The sequence below is a fragment of the Methylobacterium sp. Leaf89 genome (assembly GCF_001422215.1).
In the GTDB taxonomy this organism is placed as follows: Bacteria; Pseudomonadota; Alphaproteobacteria; order Rhizobiales; family Beijerinckiaceae; genus Methylobacterium.
Window position 1 is genome coordinate 154651 of record NZ_LMML01000030.1, and the last position, 17698, is coordinate 172348.

Consider the following 17698-nt stretch of genomic DNA (forward strand, 5'->3'; position numbering starts at 1 on the left):
ACGGGCCCTCGCCCGCGGCTCCGGCGCCGCCTATCTCGGAGGGCATCATGCTCTCCGAGATCAAGCCCATCGAGACGCCCTTCGACGCCACCGTGGCGCGCCTGCGCGCCTGCCGGATCTGCCGGGATGCGCCGCGCTACGGCGCGCCCCTGCCGCAGGAGCCGCGCCCCATCGTCCAGGGCCTGGCCTCGGCCCGGCTCTGCGTCGCGAGCCAGGCGCCCGGCAACCGGGCCGACAAGAGCGGCATCCCCTTCATGGATCCCTCGGGCACCCGCCTGCGGGACTGGCTCGGCCTCGACGAGGCGGCCTTCTACGACGCGCGCCGCCTTGCCATCGTACCCATGGGGGCCTGCTTTCCCGGCTACGACGCGAAGGGGGGTGACAAACCCCCGCGCCGGGAATGCGCCGAGCGCTGGCGGGACGAGCTGTTCGCCGGCCTGCCGAACCTCGAACTCATCCTGGTGATCGGGCAATACGCGCAGGCTTGGCATCTCGGCCGCGCCAAGGCCGGGCTCACCGACACGGTCCGGCGCTGGCGCGAGATCCTGGCGAGCCCCGGCACGCCGCGGGTTCTGCCGCTGCCCCATCCCTCCTGGCGCAACAGCGGCTGGCTCAAGGCCAATCCCTGGTACGAGGCCGAGCTGCTGCCGGTCCTGAAGGCCGAGGTGGCGCGGGCGATGGCGCCCCGTTGACGGCGTTCCCCCCGGCGGGATTGCCCGTTGACAGGAGCGGCCCTGCGCGGGATCGCTCGCGGCGGAACCGGAGAGCCCCATGACCGCATTGCTGGACCCGCGCGACCGCCTGATCGTCGCCCTCGACGTGGGCACCGTGGACGAGGCCGAGCGTCTGGTCGACCGGATCGGCGATGCGGCGACCTTCTACAAGATCGGCTACCGCTTGGCCTATGCGGGCGGGCTCGCCCTGGTGCCGCGCCTGGCCGCCGCCGGCCACAAGGTCTTCCTCGACCTCAAGCTCCATGACATCGGCAACACCGTGGAGGAGGGGGTCCGGGCCCTCACCGACCTCGGCGCCACCTTCCTCACCGTCCACGCCTATCCGCAGACCATGCGGGCGGCGATCCGGGGCCGGGGTGCGAACGGCCCCCGGATCCTCGCCGTCACGGTGCTGACCTCCTACGACGATGCCGATGCGGTCGAGGCGGGCTATGCCCTGCCGGTGGCGGACCTCGTGGCCCGGCGCGCCGGCCAGGCGGCGGAGGCCGGGATCGACGGCATCGTCTGCAGCGCCGCCGAGGCCCCGGCGGTGCGCGCCCGGATCGGGGCGGACCGCGCCATCGTCACCCCCGGCATCCGGCCGGCGGGCGCCGAGGCGGGCGACCAGAAGCGCGTCATGACGCCCGGCGAGGCGCGCCGGATCGGGATCGATCACGTCGTGGTGGGGCGTCCCATCACCCAGGCGGCGGACCCCCGCGCGGTGGCGCAGGGCATCGTCGCGGAGATGCGATAGGGGTTCAGCTCCTGGCGCGCAGGCTTCCCAGCAGGAAGGCGATCATCGCTTCGAGGGGCGGGGCACCCGCGTCCGGGTAATGGCTGACCAGGGCGGGATGGCAGTAGCGGATGACGGCGGTATGGATGCAGGCCGCCGCGGTCGACGGATCGGCGACGTCGAACTCGCCGGCCGCCACCCCCGCCTGGACGAGTTCGCGCAGGACCGAGCCGATCTGGTCCACATGGGCGCGGCAGACGTCCCAGCTCTCGGTGATGGCCGCTTCCACCATCTCGTGGAGGCGCGGGTTCGCTTCGCAACGCTCGACGCAGGCCTGGTGCATGACCGTGACGACCCCGGCGATCCGCGCGGCGGCGGTCCGGTCCGGCGCGGCGGCGGCCTGGGCCACCCGCTGCTCCGTGTCGTCCATCAGGCGCTTGATGACGGCCTCGTGGATCGCCTTCTTCGACTCGAAGAAGCGGTACACGTTGGCCGGGCTCATCCGCAGCGTCTTGGCGATGTCGGCGACGGTGGTCTTCTGGTACCCGACGAGCCGGAACGCCTCTTCCGCCGTCGCGAGAATGCGGCAGCGCGTGGTGGGGGCCGCTTCGTCGGGGATGTCGCGGACGAGGGCCGCTGTACGGGTCATGGCTTTTAACTAGGCTGTTGCCACGCTGGCGTCAAAAATACGCCGCGCCCTACCGTCCCTCGCCGATGGCCTGCCGACGCATGACGCGGCCCGGCACCGCGCGACGCCGGACAGTTTCGGGCTGGAACCGGATCGGAACGGATCAGGATCCGAACTGCGAGCCCAGCTGTTCCAGGTACTCGGCCAGATCGACGCCGCCGATCCGCTTGCCGTAGTCGAAGCGCATCCCCTGGCGGATGTCGACGCTGCTGCTCTTGGTCGTCAACGTGAAGGGCTTCACGCAGACCCAGGCGCCGTCGCGCCGATGTTCGAAGAAATTCAAGATCTCATGCTTGGCCATGAGGGCCTCCCCGGCTGTCTCACCAGACAACGGGCCGGCACGGGAACGGTTGCGCTCCCGGTTAACGAAGTTCGAGCTTGACCGTTAGCTTTGGGCGTCCCCGCGCTGCACTGTCCGATGGTGCGCCGCAGCTATCCTGGTCTTGCGGAGATTGCCACCGGGTCCGTGGCCGCGGGGGGATGGCCTCCCGGCGTCACGGAGCCCGGGCGCTCCGGGATCAGGCGGCGCTCTTCAGCGCGCCCGTGCTGTCGTGGAAATCCGGGCCGTTGGTCGTCCGGGTCACGTAGCCGTCGCGGATCAGGTAATCGCCGAACCGTTCGCCGGCCTCCTTGTTCCGGGCATAGGTGGCGAAGAGCGGGTCGAGGAGGGTCTTGATCTCGGAGGCGGTGACGTCCTCGGCGTAGAGCTTACCGAGGCGCGAGCCGTCGAAGGCCGCCCCGAGATAGAGGTGGTAGCGCTCGGGCCCGCGGCCGACGAGGCCGATCTCCGCGATGAACGGCCGGGCGCAGCCGTTGGGGCAGCCGGTCATCCGGATGGTGATCTCGTCGTCCTGCAGGCCGTGGGAGGCGAGGCTCGCCTCCAGCTCGTCCATCAGGCTCGGCAGGTAGCGCTCGCTCTCGGCCAGGGCCAGGCCGCAGGTCGGCAGGGCGACGCAGGCCATGGAGTTGCGGCGCAGGGCGCTGGCGCCCTTCAGCATGCCGTACTGGTCCACCAGGGCTTCGATCTCCGCCCGCTTCTCGGACGGCACGTTGGCGATGATGACGTTCTGGTTGCCGGTGAGGCGGAAGTCGCCTTCGTGGATCTCGGCGATCCGGCGCAGGCCGGTGAGCAGCTGCGGGCCGTTCTCGTAGTCCTTGATCCGGCCCGAGGCGACGTAGAGCGTGAGGTGGTGGCGCCCGTCGTCGCCCTCGGTCCAGCCGTAGCGGTCGCCGTTGGCCGTGAAGGCGAAGGGCTTCGGGTCGGCGAGCGGCTTGCCGACGCGCGTCTCCACCTCGGCCCGGAACGCGGCGAGCCCGTAGCGCTCGATGGTGTACTTCAGGCGGGCGTTCTTGCGGACTTTGCGGTTGCCCCAGTCGCGCTGCACCGTCATCACGGCTTCCGCCACCTTCAGGGCATCCTCCGGCGCCACGAAGCACATCACGTCGGCGGTGCGCGGAAAGGTGTCGGTCTCGCCGTGGGTCATGCCCATGCCGCCGCCCACCGTGACGTTCCAGCCCGTCACCCCGCCCTTCTCGTCGAGGATGGCGATGAAGCCGAGATCGTGGGCGAAGATGTCGACCTCGTTGGAGGGCGGCACGGCGACCACGGTCTTGAACTTCCGGGGCAGGTAGGTCTTGCCGTAGATCGGCTCGATCTCCGCCGCGTCCTCGCCGCCGACCACGCGCTCGCCGTCGAGCCAGATCTCGCGCCAGGCGCTGGTCTTGGGCAGGAGCGAGTCCGAGATGTCCTTGGCGAGCTGGTAGGCGGCCTTGTGGGCGCCGGTCTGGGCCGGGTTGGTCGCCGCCATCACGTTGCGGTTGACGTCGCCGCAGGCCGCGATGGTGTCGAGGAGCGTCGCGTCGATGGCCGCCATCGTGCGCTTCAGGTTCGACTTGATGACGCCGTGGTACTGGAAGGTCTGGCGCGTGGTCGCCCGGAGCGCCCCGCCCGCATAGGTCGTGGCGATCTCGTCCAGCGCCAGCCACTGCTTCGGGGTGACGACGCCGCCGGCGATGCGCAGGCGGATCATGAAGCTGTAGGCCTTCTCGAGCTTCTTCTTGGTGCGCTCGGCCCGGATGTCGCGGTCGTCCTGCAGGTACATCCCGTGGAACTTCACGAGCTGACCGTCATCCTCGGAGATGGCGCCGGTGGCGTGCTTGAGGAGGCCGTCCGCCAGGGTGCCGCGCAGGTAGCCGCTGGCGATCTTGATGTGTTCGTTGGCGGCCAGGCCCGCGGCGCGCGCCGCTTCCGCTTCCGAGATCGGGCGGTCGGTGGGCGGGGTCTCGTAGGTGCGGGTGGTGGTCTTGTCGGCCATGGCGGGCATCCGGTTCGGGAACTCTCCTCCCCCCTGTGGGGAGGAGCTGGAGGTGGGGGTGGTGCAGGAGGCACCGCGAGCGCTCGATCCTGCACCACCCCCACCCTTGGTCCCTCCCCACAAGGGGGAGGGAGGGGTCTCAGTAGACGTCCTGCTGGTAGCGGTGGGCGCGCTCCAGGGCGGCGACGGCGGCCTCGGCCTCGGCGGGGCTGAGGGCCTTCACGTCCTGGAAGGCCTTCACCACGGCGTTGCGCACGTCCTTGGCCATCCGGGTGGCATCGCCGCAGACGTAGAAGCTGGCGCCGCCGTCGAGCCAAGCGACGACCTCCTTGGCGTGCTGGGCGATCCGGTCCTGCACGTAGACCTTCTCGGGCTGGTCGCGCGAGAAGGCCACGTCGATCTGCGACAGCGACCCGTCCTCCAGGGCCTCCTGCCACTCGAGCTGGTACAGGAAGTCGTGGGTGAAGTGCCGGTCGCCGAAGAACAGCCACGAGCGGCCGGGCGCTTCGACGGCGCGGCGCTCCTGCACGAAGGCGCGGAACGGCGCGACACCGGTGCCGGGGCCGACCATGATGATGTCGGTGGCCGGGTCCTGCGGCAAGCGGAAGTGCCGGTTGGGCTTCAGCTTCACCCGCAGCTTGGCGCCGTTGCGGATCCGGTCGGCCACGTGGGTCGAGGCGACGCCGCTGCGCGCCCGGCCGTGGGTCTCGTAGCGCACGGCCGCGATCACGAGGTGGACCTCGTCGCCCACCTCCTTGCGGGAGGACGCGATGGAATAGGCCCGCGGCGGCAGGGGCCGGGTGATGGTGGTCAGGTGCTCGGCCGTGACGGGGGCCGGGAAGCTCTGGATGAGGTCGATGAGGTGGCGCCCCTCGATCCAGGCCTTGGCCTCGCCGCTGTCGATGAGTTTCTGCGCCTCGGCATGGCCCGTCGCCTTGACGAAGCGCTCGACGGTGGTGGCCGACAGGGTGGTGATGTCGCGCTCGGCCAGCAGGGCCTGGCGCAGGGCCGCGTCGCCGGACAGGCCGGTGGCCGCCAGGATCTCGTCCACCAGGGCCGGGTCGTTCTCCGGATAGATCTCCAGGGAATCGCCGGGCTCGTAGGCGGGCGCGCCGTCCTCGAATTCAAGGGCGAGGTGGATCGTCTCCTTGTCGGAGCGCGACGAGTTCAGGTTGACGTGGTCGATGACCTCCACGACCCGGGGCTCGCGGCTCGGCTCGGCCTCCTCGTCCTCGTCGCCGGCAGCGCGCGCGGCGAAGTCCACCGCCACGACGTTGTCGGCGCTCGGGGGCGGCGCCAGTGCCTTGAGGGTATCCTTGATCCAGGCGGCGGCCGGCGTCTCGAAATCGAGGTCGAGGTCGGCGCGGTCATGGGCCCGGGTGCCCCCCAGGGCCTCGAAGCGGGCATCGAGCGCCTTCCCGATGGCGCAGAACTCCGCGTAGGAGGTGTCGCCGAGGGACAGCACGCCGAAGGACACGCCGTCGAGGCGCGGCGCACCGTCGGCCATCAGTTCGTTGTAGGCGCGCACGGACCGGGCCGGCGGCTCGCCTTCGCCCCAGGTCGCCGCGATGGCGACGATGCGCTTCTCCTTGGCGAGGCTGGCGATGTCGAGATCGGCGAAGTCGAGGACCTTCGGCTTGAAGCCGTTCTTGCGGGCGAGCTTGGCCATGTCGCCGGCGAGCTTCTCGGAGTTGCCCGACTCGCTCGCGAACAGGATGGTCAGCGGCTCGGCGGCCTTGGGCGGCGCGGCCGGGACGGTGGCGGCCTGCGGCGCACCGCTGGCGTCGAGGCCGGCGAGGAAGCCCGCGAGCCAGGCCCGCTGAATCGGGGAGGCGGCGCCGAGGACGGCGTCGAGGCTCGCGCGTTCGGTGTCGCCGAAGGGAGCCGTGCGGGGAATGATCGCGTGTCGTGCCATGTGGGAAGCCATGTCGTCCTGAGAGGCCGGCTGTCAACGGGGTTGTCCGTTTTACAGAACGACGTCACGGTAGAAGGAGCTGCCTGCGTGTGCAGGGCGAAAGAGAATTTTATTCCCCGGCCACCACCGACAGCGTCGGCGTGAAGCGTCCGTTGGCGGGCGGGGCCGGAAGGGGCAGGGCGGTGGTGGACTTGACCTTTTCCATCGCGAACCGGGAGGTCACGTTCTTGAGGGGCAGAGTCGCGATGAGGTGCTTATAGAACGTATCGTAGGCGCGCATATCGGCGACGACGACGCGGAGCATGTAATCCACGTCGCCGGCCATGCGATAGAACTCGAGCACCTCCGGCATGGCCGAGACGGTCTCGGCGAAGCGTTCCAGCCATTCGCGCGAGTGATCCGCCGTCTCGATGGAGACGAAGACGGTGAGGCCCAGGCCGAGCTTCACCGGATCGAGCACGGCGACGCGCCGATCGATGACGCCGTCCGCCTCCAGCCGCTGGATGCGCTTCCAGCAGGGCGTCTGCGACAGGCCGACCTTCTCGCCGATGGTGGCGATGGACAGGGTGGCGTCCTGCTGCAGCAGCGCCAGGATCTTCAGGTCGATCGAATCCAAGCTGGCCTCGCGGGTTCGTGAGACGCGGCGACGTGCTGGTCGGCACATCGTGGCCGCATAATGAGAAGGAATTTCCTTCGTCGAGCAACAGAATGCCCCTGCGGCCCGTTTCGGCAATGGGGGCGCGACACCGGGGAGTTGCCCGGTATCGATGGCCGCCATGCCTTGACAGCGTTCGTTATAGCGAACATTTCAGGTGCCAGACAAGTCACATCGCCACATTCGCCACCAAGCCACCTCCACCACGGTACATCGCGAAGTCTCTCATGAGCTCTCAACTGGAACACGCGGCGCGGGACCTCGCGTCCGCGATGGCGGGCCGCGACCTGAAGGCCCGGATCGCCTTGATCGAGGCGACGGTGCCGGGCCGGATCGTGTTCACCACCAGCCTCGGCATCGAGGACCAGGCGCTCACGCACGCGGTCGCGATGCACAAGGGCCGGACCGAGATCGTCACCCTCGACACCGGGCGGCTCTACCCCGAGACCTACGACACCTGGACCGAGACCGAATCGGCCTACGGCATCCGCATCCGCGCCTATGCGCCCGAGCGCGAGGCCGAGGAGCGCTTCGTGGCCGAGTCCGGCATCAACGGGTTCCGCCACTCGGTCGCCGCCCGGCAGGCCTGCTGCGGCTTCCGCAAGGTCGAGCCCCTGGGCCGAGCCCTCGCGGGCGCTGCCGGCTGGCTCACGGGCCTGCGGGCCGGGCAGTCGGCCAACCGGGCCGACACGCCCCTGGCCGAGGCCGACGAGGGGCGGGGCCTCCTGAAGATCAACCCCCTGGCCGACTGGTCCCGCGCCGACGTCGAGCGCTTCGTCGCGGACAATTACGTGCCCTACAACGTGCTGCACGATCGCGGCTTCCCCTCCATCGGCTGCGCACCCTGCACCCGGGCGATCCGCGTCGGCGAGGACGAGCGCGCCGGCCGCTGGTGGTGGGAACAGGCGTCCAAGAAGGAATGCGGCTTGCACGTCCACGCCCCCGAAGAGCAGCCACCCGACGAGCGATCGCCCGAACGGAATGTCGCGCCCGGCCACGAAGCGGCCGCCTTCGAAACGACCCGAACCTCGAACGCCCTGGAGATGGCCCGATGAGCGCCGCCCCCCTCACCACCCACGCGGCCACCGCCCAAGGGGCGAGCCGGTCCGCCCGGCTCACCCACCTTCAGCGCCTGGAGGCCGAGAGCATCCACATCATGCGGGAGACGGTCGCCGAGACCGAGAACCCGGTGATGCTCTATTCCATCGGCAAGGATTCCTCGGTGCTGCTGCACCTGGCGCTGAAGGCCTTCGCGCCGGGGCGCCTGCCGTTCCCGCTGATGCACATCGACACCACCTGGAAGTTCAAGGAGATGATCGCCTTCCGCGACCAGCGCGCGAAGGAACTCGGCCTCGACCTCATCGTGCACACCAACCAGGACGGTCTCGCCCGCGGCATCGGTCCGGTGAGCCACGGCTCGGAGGTGCACACCGACGTGATGAAGACCCAGGCCCTGCGCCAGGCCCTGGACAAGCACAAGTTCGACGCGGCCTTCGGCGGCGCGCGGCGCGACGAGGAGGCCTCGCGCGCCAAGGAGCGCATCGTTTCCCTGCGCACGGCGCAGCACCGCTGGGACCCGAAGCGCCAGCGCGCCGAGCCCTGGCACCTCTACAACATGCGCAAGAAGCGCGGTGAGTCGCTGCGCGTGTTCCCGCTCTCGAATTGGACCGAGCTCGACGTCTGGCTCTACATCGAGCAGGAGCAGATCCCGATCGTGCCGCTCTACTTCGCCAAGCCCCGCCCGGTGGTGGAGCGCGAGGGCCAGCTCATCATGGTCGACGACGACCGGCTGCCGCTGAACCCCGGCGAGACGCCCCAGGAGGTGTCGGTCCGTTTCCGGACGCTGGGCGACTATCCCCTAACCGGTGCCGTCGAGAGCGGCGCCGCGACCCTGCCGGAGATCATCGGCGAGACCCTGGCCGCCCGCACCTCGGAGCGCCAGGGCCGGGTCATCGACAAGGACGGCGCGGGCGCCATGGAGCGGAAGAAGCAGGAGGGCTATTTCTAAGATGACGATCCACCAGTCACCCGAAGCCTTCGGCTACGACGCGTTCCTGTCCGCCCACCAGAACAAGGAAGTCCTGCGCTTCATCACCTGCGGCTCCGTCGACGACGGCAAGTCGACCCTGATCGGCCGCCTGCTGCACGACACCAAGCAGATCTTCGACGACCAGGTGACAGCCCTGCAGCGCGACTCGCGCAAACACGGCACGCAGGGCGCGGAGATCGACCTGGCGCTCCTCGTGGACGGCCTCCAGGCCGAGCGCGAGCAGGGCATCACCATCGACGTCGCCTACCGCTTCTTCTCCACCGACAAGCGTTCCTTCATCGTGGCGGACACCCCCGGCCACGAGCAGTACACCCGCAACATGGCCACCGGCGCCTCCACGGCGGACGTGGCCGTGATCCTGGTGGATGCCCGCCAGGGTCTCACCCGGCAGACCCGGCGGCACGCGCTTCTGGTCTCCCTGCTGGGGATCAAGCGCGTGGCGCTGGCCGTGAACAAGATGGACCTCGTCGGCTGGTCGCAGACCCGGTTCGAGGAGCTCCTGTCGGCCTTCAACGCCTTCGCAGGCCCCCTCGGCTTCAGCGAGATCCGGGCGATCCCGCTCTCGGCCAAGAACGGCGACAACGTCGTGCTGCCGGGCGCCGCCGCACCCTGGTACACCGGCACCCCGCTGCTCCAGTACCTCGAAGAGGTCCCGGTCCGCGTCGAGGAGCAGGCCGCCCCGTTCCGCATGGCGGTGCAGTGGGTGAACCGGCCGAACTCGGATTTCCGGGGCTTCGCCGGCCTGATCGCCAGCGGCCGCGTCGCCCCGGGCGACGCCGTCATCGTCGAGCCCTCGGGCCGGACCTCGACCATCGCCCGCATCGTCACCGCCGACGGCGACCTGCCGCATGCGGTGGAGGGCCAGTCGGTGACCCTGGTGCTCGCCGACGAGATCGACGCCTCGCGCGGCTCGGTGATCGTCACCGCGGACGCCCCGATGCGGGTGACGGACAGCCTCGACGCCCGCCTGTTCTGGGCGGCCGAGACCGAGCTGCTGCCCGGCGCCACCTTGCTCGCCAAGATCGGGACCGTGACGGTGAACGCCGTCGTCACCACGATCCGGACCCGGATCGATCCCGAGACCGGCAACCCCGAGCCGGCCGCGCGCCTGACCGCCAACGACATCGCCGACGTGACCCTGACCCTCGACCGGGCGGTGGCGGTGGACGCCTACACGGCCAACCGCGACACCGGCGGCTTCATCCTGATCGACCGCGAGACCACCGACACGGCGGCCCTCGGCCTGATCCAGGCCGATGCGGCGGCGACCCCGGTCAAGGACGAGCCCGCGGAGGTGCGCGAGACGCGCTCCGGCGGCGGCTTCCTGTCGAAGCTGCGCTGGGTCTTCGGCGGAATCTGACGGGTCCGGACCCGGCCCGGCAGCGCCGGGCCCGCGGGACCACCCCCGACGGCCTCACCGCCGCGGCTCCTCCCGGAGCCGCGGCGGTTTGCGTTCGCTGCGCGCCGGTGCCGTTTGCAAGGGGGGATCGATGCGGCGAGGGTCATCTCCCTCGCCCATCTCCCTTGCCCATCTCCCTTGCCCGTGCGCGACGGCGCGACTAGGGTCCGCGCCGCTCGATCCGACCTTCGAAAACAGACGGGAGTGACCACCCATGGGCTTTCTGGCCGACGCCTTGTCCCGCGTGAAGCCGTCCGCGACCATCGCGATGACGCAGAAGGCGCGCGAGCTGAAAGCGCAGGGCATGGACGTGATCAGCCTCTCCGTCGGAGAGCCGGATTTCGACACCCCCCAGCACATCAAGGATGCGGCCATCGAGGCGATCCGGCGCGGCGAGACCAAGTACCCGCCCGTCTCCGGCATCGTGTCCCTGCGCGAGGCCATCGCCAAGAAGTTCAAGCGCGAGAACGGGCTCGACTACAAGCCGTCCCAGACCATCGTCGGCACCGGCGGCAAGCACGTCATCTACAACGCCCTCCTCGCCACCCTGAACCCCGGCGACGAGGTGGTGATCCCGCGTCCGTACTGGGTCTCCTACCCGGAGATGGTGGTGCTGTGTGGCGGCACCCCGGTCTTCGCCGAGACCGACATGGCCCATGACTTCAAGCTGCAGCCCGAGGAGCTGGAGCGGGTGATCACCCCCAAGACCAAGTGGATCATCCTCAACTCGCCCTCGAACCCCTCCGGCGCGGCCTATGCCCGCGACGAGCTGAAGAAGATCACCGACGTGCTGATGCGCCACCCGCAGGTCTGGGTGCTCACCGACGACATGTACGAGCACCTGACCTACGGCGACTTCGAATTCGTCACCCCGGCCCAGATCGAGCCGGGCCTCTACGAGCGCACGCTGACGATGAACGGCGTCTCCAAGGCCTACGCCATGACCGGCTGGCGCATCGGCTACGCCGCCGGCCCCGAGCACCTGATCAAGGCGATGGACTTCGTCCAGGGCCAGCAGACCTCCGGCGCCTCGACGATCTCGCAATGGGCCGCGGTGGCGGCCCTCGAGGGGACGCAGGCCCACCTCGCCGAGTTCCGCAAGGCCTTCCACACCCGCCGCGACCTCGTGGTGTCGATGCTGAACCAAACCAAGGGCCTCAAGTGCCCGACGCCCGAGGGCGCGTTCTACGTCTATCCGTCCTGCGCCGAGACCATCGGGCGCAAGACCCCGGCGGGCAAGACCATCGCGACCGACGAGGACTTCGTGGTGGAGCTGCTCCAGGCGGAGGGCGTCGCGGCGGTCCACGGCTCGGCCTTCGGCCTCGGCCCTAACCTGCGCATCTCCTACGCCACCTCCAACGCGGCCCTCGAAGAGGCCTGCACCCGGATCCAGCGCTTCTGCGGCTCCCTGAGCTGAAGGCGGCGTCCGGCGCGGCCCGCGGGCCTCGCCCGGATCTTGCGTCCCTGGAACGACCGCGCCCCGGCCGAGAGCCGCGGCGCGGTCGTTCTTGTTTCCGGAGGTCCGTGCCCATGACGACGATCGCCATCCTGGCCGCCGGCGCGATGGGGAGCGCACTCGCAGCGCGCCTCACCGGGAACGGCGCCGAAGTCCTGACCGTCCTCGACGGACGCAGCCCGGGGACCCGGGCGCGGGCGCTCGCCGCCGGCATGACCGACACCGACTTGCCCGGCCTGATGCGGGCCGACCTGCTGCTCTCCATCGTCCCGCCGGCCGATGCCGAGGCCCTCGCCATCACTCTGGCGCCGATCCTCGCGGCGGCGGCGCACAAGCCCGTCTACGTCGATTGCAACGCGGTGAACGTCGTGACGGTCCGACGCATCGCCGGGATCGTCGCGCCGACCGGGGCGGCCTTCCTCGACGGTGCGATCATCGGCCTGCCGCCGATACCCGGCACCCCCGGTCCGCGCCTCCACGTGTCGGGCGATGCCGCCGAATCCGCGCGACCTCTTCGCGACCTCGGTGTCGACCTCAGGGTGAATACCGGTGGTATCGGCGCGGCCTCGGGCCTGAAGATGGCCTATGCGGGCATCAACAAGGGCCTCACCGCTCTGGCCGCCCTCATGGTGCTGGGGGCCGAACGGGCGGGCGCCGGCGAAGCCCTGCGGGCGGAGCTCGCCGAAACCGAGCCGGCTCTCCTCGCGCGCTTCGCCCGCGGCCTTCCCGACATGCTTCCCAAAGCCCAGCGCTGGGTCGCCGAGATGCACGAGATCGCCGATTTCCTCGGTGACGATGCCGCCGGGCGCCAGGTCTTCGCCGGCGCGGCCGACCTCTATGCGCGTCTGTCCGGCGCGGACGAGGCGGGTGACAGCGCCCGCCTGCGAGCCTTCGCGGCGGCGTGCGGATCGTCGCAGCCGTCATGACGCGGGGGAAGCCGGTTGCCGGCTTCATCGGCGCCGCCTACATCGGCGGTCCCTGCTGCCGAGGCGCTCGATGGTTTCGCGAACCCTCTCGGGCTTGGCATGGCAGCGGGGCTTGTCGTGACGGGGCGGTGCGGACCAGTTCTCTGCATGGTTCCTGTGAGGCCTAGTGGGCCGGGTGGCGACAGGCGTGTCAGGGACGCGGGGAACAGGAACCGCAGCCTTGGCGCAAGGCCCACCTCATCGGCCCCGTCTCATCCCGGGACGGTCTTCGGCTGCATCCCGGTCCCGGTCGTTAAGGATCCTCGGCAAGTGTAGGGATCGGCCGGGGAACCGGTCGTGTGCCACTGCGTAGTTTCGGGCCAGACCACTATGAGACGCCTCCTGACGGGCGGCATCAAGGCGATCCTCGCGGTCGCTGCGCTCTCCACCGCCGCTCACTGGACCTTGCGCCTGCAGCGCGAGCCGACCCTTCCGCTCCGCGCTCAGGCGGAGCTTCCCGACCCGATCATCACCGGATCGATCACGCCGCGGCACGCAGAGCCTGCCATCCTGGCGGAGCCGGCTGCGGATTTTGCCAAGACCCTCGACCAGCGCCACCTTTCCGAACTCTTCGCCGGTGCGGCGCCCGAGAAGGCGAAGGTGCAGAAGACGGCCGTCAAGCGCTAGGACCAAAGTCCCGACTGCCCGTCAGCCGGCCATGCCACGGACCGCACGCCCGAATCCGGGGCGTGCGACCGTTGACGACGGGATCGTGGATCGGTCAGGCGGCGGCGCGGCTGGCGTGATTGCCGTCCTGGATCTCCGCGATGATCTTGGCGCAGAAGGCGTCGAGGTCGTCAGGGTTGCGGCTCGTGATCAGGCCCCGGTCCGACACGACGGGCTCGTCCGTCCAGTCCGCGCCCGCATTCACCACATCCGTCCGGATCGATTCGAACGAGGTCATCCGGCGTCCCTTCGCGGCGCCGACCTCGATCAGCAGCCAGGGCGCGTGGCAGATGGCAGCGACCAGCTTGCCGGAATCCAGGAAGCTGCGGATCACCGCGAGGGCCTTCGGCTCTAGGCGCAGCTTGTCTGGGTTGATCTGGCCGCCCGGGAGGACGAGGGCATCGTAGTCCTGCGGTGACACGGACTCGAGATCCTTGTCGACCGCGACGTTCTTGCCCCAATCGGTCTTGTCCCACCCGCGAATGGATTCCTTCGCCGTGCGGGACTGCGGCGCCGCGACGTGCACGGTGGCGCCGACCTCCTTGAGCCTGCTCTGCGGGACGGTGAGCTCGGTCTCCTCGAAGCCATCGGTAGCGAGGATTAAGACCTTGGCCTGCCTGATGTCAGACATGGATTGTCTCCAGAATGCGAAAGATATGGCACTGAACAGGTCACATGAGATGCGGGTTCCGCACGGGTAACGGACGGGCCCTTCGGGCGCGGGAACCTGGCCGCGCTCGGCCGTGTTGGTCCGCACATACCTTAGACAGACAGGAGGCTTCGCATGGCCAATCACGAGATGGCCAATCCCGGCCTGCCGATTCCCGAGCCGCTGCCGGGTGGAATTCCGGGCGATCTGCCGACGCCGCCCCCGCCGGACGAGCAGCCCGATATCGGACCGACGGGGCCGCGCACGCCGTATCCGGTCAACGATCCGGGGATCGACGAGCCGGCCGGCCCGGGCTCGGAGCCGGACTACCTGCCGGGCGGTCCGACCGATCCCGGCGTCCGGATGTAGGGGGGGGTCAGTGGTCCCCGTGCGACGCGCGCACGTCGCGCGGTGCACTTAGGATTTCGGAGAGGCTCGTCGCCACGTGACGGGCCTCTTCATCCGTTAGGCGAAGCTGAAACGGGGGCAGGGCGCCAGCCTGGAGGGCCACGACGGCCTGGCCTTTTTCGTCCGTACCGATCTCGATCGCCGACGACGTGACGTCGAGCATCGCAATCTCCTCGTCGGACATGTCCTCGGGCAGATCGCTGTCGTCGGGTTCGTCGATGGCGGTGAGAAGCTGGCCCACCGCCCGCACCAGGGCGCGAGCCGCCCGGGCATCCATCACGACGGCCGTGGCCTGATCGTCCTTCTGAAATGAAAGCTGGATGTTCGCCCCTTCGAGGGAAACCGAGATGCCCGCCATGAATCGCCTAACCGCTTGCTCAGGAACTCTTATATGCGCTGGGCCGCGCAAATAACACAGGGGACGCCGTTAGGGGCGCTCCGAACCGGGGTCGTTTCCGTCGGGTAGAACGCCTTGTTGCCGCCGCATGATCGGACTACATGAGAGATAGCGGGTATCGGTGAGCTGGGATCTTGTACCGCAAGCGTCTCACGTCCTGCTGATTCCGTCAGGCCTACCGAAGAGGATCTGCCGCTTGTGTCGAGCAGACGCAGGCTGTTGATCGACGAACGATACGAGGATCTATTTCGTGAATACCGGCACTGTAAAGTGGTTCAACGAGACCAAGGGCTACGGCTTCATTCAGCCTGACGACGGCGGCAAGGATGTGTTTGTGCACATCTCCGCAGTCGAGCGCGCTGGCATGCGCAACCTCATCGAGGGTCAGAAGATCTCCTACGAGATTCAGACCGACAAGCGCAGCGGCAAGGACTCGGCTGGTAACCTCCAGGCGGCCTGATGCTCCCGGCGCCAGCCCCCGGGCTGGCGTCACCCTGAAGGGCTTCCCACGAAGCCTCCGCCGCCGGTGACCGACACCCTTCTGGGGAGAAGGGGTTTAGCATCCGGCATATCCCGCAACACCAACGACGCGCGCGGCTCAACCGGCCCGATGCGTCCGAGACACGGCACGCAAAACCTGCACGTTATTGAAAGTACACAAGAAAAATATGTTGTTTGAATATACCCGACGCCGCGGCGTCCGTTCGCCCGTCACCGATGCGGCGACCTTCAAGGTGGGTCACCTGAAGCAGACCATGGCTCATGAGGCAAAGACCGTCGACCTCAGCCATCTGATCGACACCTCCTACAACTACCATTCGCCCCGCGAACTGCGCTGGCATCTGGCCGAGCGGTTCGGCATGGCCCCAGAGGCGGTCGCTCTCCGCGAGCATCACTGATCCGAGGCCGCCCTGATCCTGTCGGGGCGGACCACGCGCCTCGTCATCGAGCCGACGTTACGATCGAGCCCAGCGCCCAGGTGCTGGGCTTTCCTGTTTTAAGACACCCGGGCGCCGCCTCCGCCGGCGTTTTCAGCGGGGTGTCAGCGCCGCCACGACATCGTTTCGCAAGGTCTGGGATACGGCCACGAGTTCTCCGTGCACCGGGTCCGGACGGTTGTAGGTCGTGGGACGGCCTTGAAGATCGCTGACAGTGCCGCCCGCCTCGCGCAGGATCAGGTCGGCGCCCGCGAGATCCCAGTCCCGCGCATGGGGCGAGACCAATCCCACATCGATGGAGCCCTCGGCAACCCGCGCGACGCGCAAGGCCAGGGACGGAACCCGCTCGACGGAGACGAGCTCGGCCTGTTGCCCGTTCGTCCCGGCGCCCCGGGCCAGGCGGTCCATCATCGGCTTCGGACCGGTGACGCGAGCCCCTTCGACGGCGCACTGGCCGGAGACGGTGATGGTCTGTCCGTTGCGGGTGGCTCCCGCTCCCGCGATGGCTTCATAGAAGGTGTCGGTCACGGGCGCGTGGACGAAGCCGAGGACGGGTTGCCCAGCCGACAGCAACGCCACGGCGATCGACCAATCGGGATGCCCGGACATGAAGGCGCGGGTCCCATCGATGGGATCGACGATCCAGACGAGGCCGGCATCGAGCCGCACCGGATTGTCGCTGGTCTCCTCCGAGAGCCAGGCTGCTCGGGGCAGCATCGCGCTGAGGCGAACCTTCAGGAAGGTGTCCACCGCCACGTCGGCTTCCGTCACCGGCGAGCCGCCCGCCTTCGACCAGACCCGCGCCCCCGTCTGTCCGCCTGCCTTGTAGAACGGCAACGCGAGGGCGGCCGCTTCGCGGATCGTCTCGCGCAGGGCAGGAACGAGGGCGTGTGCGGCTTCCGGGGGGATCGGATCGGACATGCGTCTCCATACGGTTCAGGAGGTCAGGCTGGGCGCTTGTTGAAGAGCCCGTCGCCCCGGCACGGATGCATGGAGGGCGGTGCTTCCTTCGTTGTAGGGTGCCGGGCGGGTTGTCACAAGGAGAGCGACGCAGATGTCGATACGGACAAATCTCTTAGATCGAAGCAAGGAAGCGTTGAGCATTCCACGTGCTTCACCCTTGTCCATACTCGCTTAACGCTCACTCTTAAGCTGGCCTGAGGAGGTTAGACGTAAATCTGCTTATCATAGACGGGTGGCCCATAGAGGTTGCCGGCGCCAACAGGGTGTACGAGCCATGAACACTTTCGCGAACATGAACGACATGTCGGCGGATGCCACCTTCGTCGGCGCTGCCCCCGTTCTGACGCTGTCGCGTCTCCCGGTGATCGACCGCCTGGGCCCGGGGCGGCCCACCGGCGTGGCCCTCGCCTACGCCGAGGATGATTCGGATGCTTGCGGCGAGGACCGCTTCGACCTCCTCCTCGTCGACGCCACCGGCCGGGTCGTCACCCGCCTCGGACCGTTCTGCGAGGACGAGGTCGTGGCACATTGGCGTGACGTCGCCGCCAAGTCGGGCCTGCCACGGATGATCGTCAAGGAGGACGGCGAACTCGCCAGCGTCTCGAACCAGCTCGGCCCGGTGGCCCTGGGCCGGACCCGGACCCGCCGCCGTCACGGCCTCCTCAACGGCCGCCGCCCGCGCTTCCTCGTCCGCCGCAAGACTGGCGCACTGCCGGTTCGTCCCCTGATCCATCGCGGCGAGAACGAGATCATCTCCGGCGCCCGCTGCTGAGCCGGGTCGCCGGATC

The 17698-nt window shown here is 69.1% G+C and carries 20 protein-coding genes; 12 read left to right on the plus strand and 8 right to left on the minus strand.

All coding sequences use genetic code 11. The features are described from left to right. Positions 1-47 precede the first annotated feature (47 nt). Entirely contained in the window at positions 48-692 is a 645-nt protein-coding gene (locus tag ASF18_RS20850) for a uracil-DNA glycosylase family protein (protein WP_056354865.1), read from the plus strand. Positions 693-771: 79 nt separating this feature from the next. Beyond that, the gene (gene pyrF, locus ASF18_RS20855) at positions 772-1467 is read left to right on the plus strand and encodes an orotidine-5'-phosphate decarboxylase (RefSeq protein WP_056354867.1); all 696 of its coding nucleotides are present in this window, start codon (positions 772-774) and stop codon (positions 1465-1467) included. Positions 1468-1471: 4 nt separating this feature from the next. Here pyrF and ASF18_RS20860 read toward each other — a convergent pair whose 3' ends face one another. The 5 genes from ASF18_RS20860 to ASF18_RS20880 all read right to left on the minus strand — a co-directional run bounded on the left by ASF18_RS20860 (position 1472) and on the right by ASF18_RS20880 (position 6980). Then, complete coding sequence (locus ASF18_RS20860; protein WP_056354870.1) at positions 1472-2095, minus strand: TetR/AcrR family transcriptional regulator; 624 nt, start codon at positions 2093-2095, stop codon at positions 1472-1474. Positions 2096-2237: 142 nt separating this feature from the next. Next, a complete protein-coding gene (locus ASF18_RS20865) occupies positions 2238-2435 on the minus strand; it encodes a hypothetical protein (RefSeq protein WP_055956893.1) in 198 nt (65 codons plus the stop codon). 217 nt (positions 2436-2652) lie between these two features. Further along, positions 2653-4449: an NADPH-dependent assimilatory sulfite reductase hemoprotein subunit gene (locus ASF18_RS20870; RefSeq protein ID WP_082487866.1), complete on the minus strand. Its 1797-nt coding sequence runs from the start codon at positions 4447-4449 to the stop codon at positions 2653-2655. 139 nt (positions 4450-4588) lie between these two features. Further along, a complete protein-coding gene (locus tag ASF18_RS20875) occupies positions 4589-6364 on the minus strand; it encodes a flavodoxin domain-containing protein (RefSeq protein WP_056354878.1) in 1776 nt (591 codons plus the stop codon). A gap of 109 nt (positions 6365-6473) precedes the next feature. Next, complete coding sequence (locus tag ASF18_RS20880; RefSeq protein WP_056212195.1) at positions 6474-6980, minus strand: Lrp/AsnC family transcriptional regulator; 507 nt, start codon at positions 6978-6980, stop codon at positions 6474-6476. Between the two features lie 266 nt (positions 6981-7246). Between ASF18_RS20880 and ASF18_RS20885 the strand changes: the two genes are divergently transcribed. The 6 genes from ASF18_RS20885 (at position 7247) to ASF18_RS20910 (ending at position 13516) form a co-directional block, all read left to right on the plus strand. Beyond that, positions 7247-8074: a phosphoadenylyl-sulfate reductase gene (locus tag ASF18_RS20885; protein ID WP_056354881.1), complete on the plus strand. Its 828-nt coding sequence runs from the start codon at positions 7247-7249 to the stop codon at positions 8072-8074. Further along, positions 8071-9027 (plus strand): sulfate adenylyltransferase subunit CysD, encoded by a 957-nt coding sequence (gene cysD, locus ASF18_RS20890; protein WP_056212190.1) that lies wholly within the window; start codon positions 8071-8073, stop codon positions 9025-9027. Before ASF18_RS20885 ends, cysD begins: the two co-directional genes overlap by 4 nt. A 1-nt stretch (position 9028) precedes the next feature. Beyond that, the gene (gene cysN / locus ASF18_RS20895) at positions 9029-10429 is read left to right on the plus strand and encodes a sulfate adenylyltransferase subunit CysN (RefSeq protein WP_056354885.1); all 1401 of its coding nucleotides are present in this window, start codon (positions 9029-9031) and stop codon (positions 10427-10429) included. 253 nt (positions 10430-10682) lie between these two features. Further along, complete coding sequence (locus tag ASF18_RS20900; protein WP_056354888.1) at positions 10683-11885, plus strand: pyridoxal phosphate-dependent aminotransferase; 1203 nt, start codon at positions 10683-10685, stop codon at positions 11883-11885. A gap of 113 nt (positions 11886-11998) precedes the next feature. Further along, entirely contained in the window at positions 11999-12850 is an 852-nt protein-coding gene (locus ASF18_RS20905) for an NAD(P)-dependent oxidoreductase (RefSeq protein WP_056354891.1), read from the plus strand. A gap of 369 nt (positions 12851-13219) precedes the next feature. Next, positions 13220-13516 carry a hypothetical protein gene (locus ASF18_RS20910; RefSeq protein WP_056354894.1) on the plus strand — a complete coding sequence of 99 codons (297 nt, stop codon included), beginning with the start codon at positions 13220-13222 and terminating at the stop codon, positions 13514-13516. Between the two features lie 94 nt (positions 13517-13610). Here ASF18_RS20910 and ASF18_RS20915 read toward each other — a convergent pair whose 3' ends face one another. Further along, the gene (locus ASF18_RS20915; protein WP_056354898.1) at positions 13611-14186 is read right to left on the minus strand and encodes a type 1 glutamine amidotransferase domain-containing protein; all 576 of its coding nucleotides are present in this window, start codon (positions 14184-14186) and stop codon (positions 13611-13613) included. Between the two features lie 168 nt (positions 14187-14354). Between ASF18_RS20915 and ASF18_RS20920 the strand changes: the two genes are divergently transcribed. After that, positions 14355-14573 carry a hypothetical protein gene (locus ASF18_RS20920; protein WP_055957152.1) on the plus strand — a complete coding sequence of 73 codons (219 nt, stop codon included), beginning with the start codon at positions 14355-14357 and terminating at the stop codon, positions 14571-14573. Positions 14574-14580: 7 nt separating this feature from the next. Here the strand turns inward: ASF18_RS20920 and ASF18_RS20925 are convergent, their stop codons facing one another. Continuing rightward, the gene (locus tag ASF18_RS20925) at positions 14581-14970 is read right to left on the minus strand and encodes a hypothetical protein (RefSeq protein WP_056212179.1); all 390 of its coding nucleotides are present in this window, start codon (positions 14968-14970) and stop codon (positions 14581-14583) included. A 289-nt stretch (positions 14971-15259) separates the two neighbouring features. On the opposite strand from ASF18_RS20925, the gene ASF18_RS20930 reads away from it, so the two are divergent. Together ASF18_RS20930 and ASF18_RS20935 are read left to right on the plus strand one after the other, a co-directional pair. Continuing rightward, positions 15260-15469, plus strand: a complete 210-nt coding sequence (locus ASF18_RS20930) for a cold-shock protein (protein ID WP_055956856.1) — start codon at positions 15260-15262, stop codon at positions 15467-15469. Positions 15470-15677: 208 nt separating this feature from the next. Further along, positions 15678-15908, plus strand: a complete 231-nt coding sequence (locus tag ASF18_RS20935; protein WP_056212176.1) for a hypothetical protein — start codon at positions 15678-15680, stop codon at positions 15906-15908. A gap of 132 nt (positions 15909-16040) precedes the next feature. Here ASF18_RS20935 and ASF18_RS20940 read toward each other — a convergent pair whose 3' ends face one another. Beyond that, positions 16041-16868: a 3'(2'),5'-bisphosphate nucleotidase CysQ gene (locus tag ASF18_RS20940; protein WP_056354901.1), complete on the minus strand. Its 828-nt coding sequence runs from the start codon at positions 16866-16868 to the stop codon at positions 16041-16043. 343 nt (positions 16869-17211) lie between these two features. Here ASF18_RS20940 and ASF18_RS20945 point away from each other — a divergent pair, with 343 nt between their 5' ends. After that, complete coding sequence (locus ASF18_RS20945) at positions 17212-17682, plus strand: DUF6101 family protein (protein WP_056355276.1); 471 nt, start codon at positions 17212-17214, stop codon at positions 17680-17682. The last annotated feature ends 16 nt before the right edge of the window (positions 17683-17698 follow it).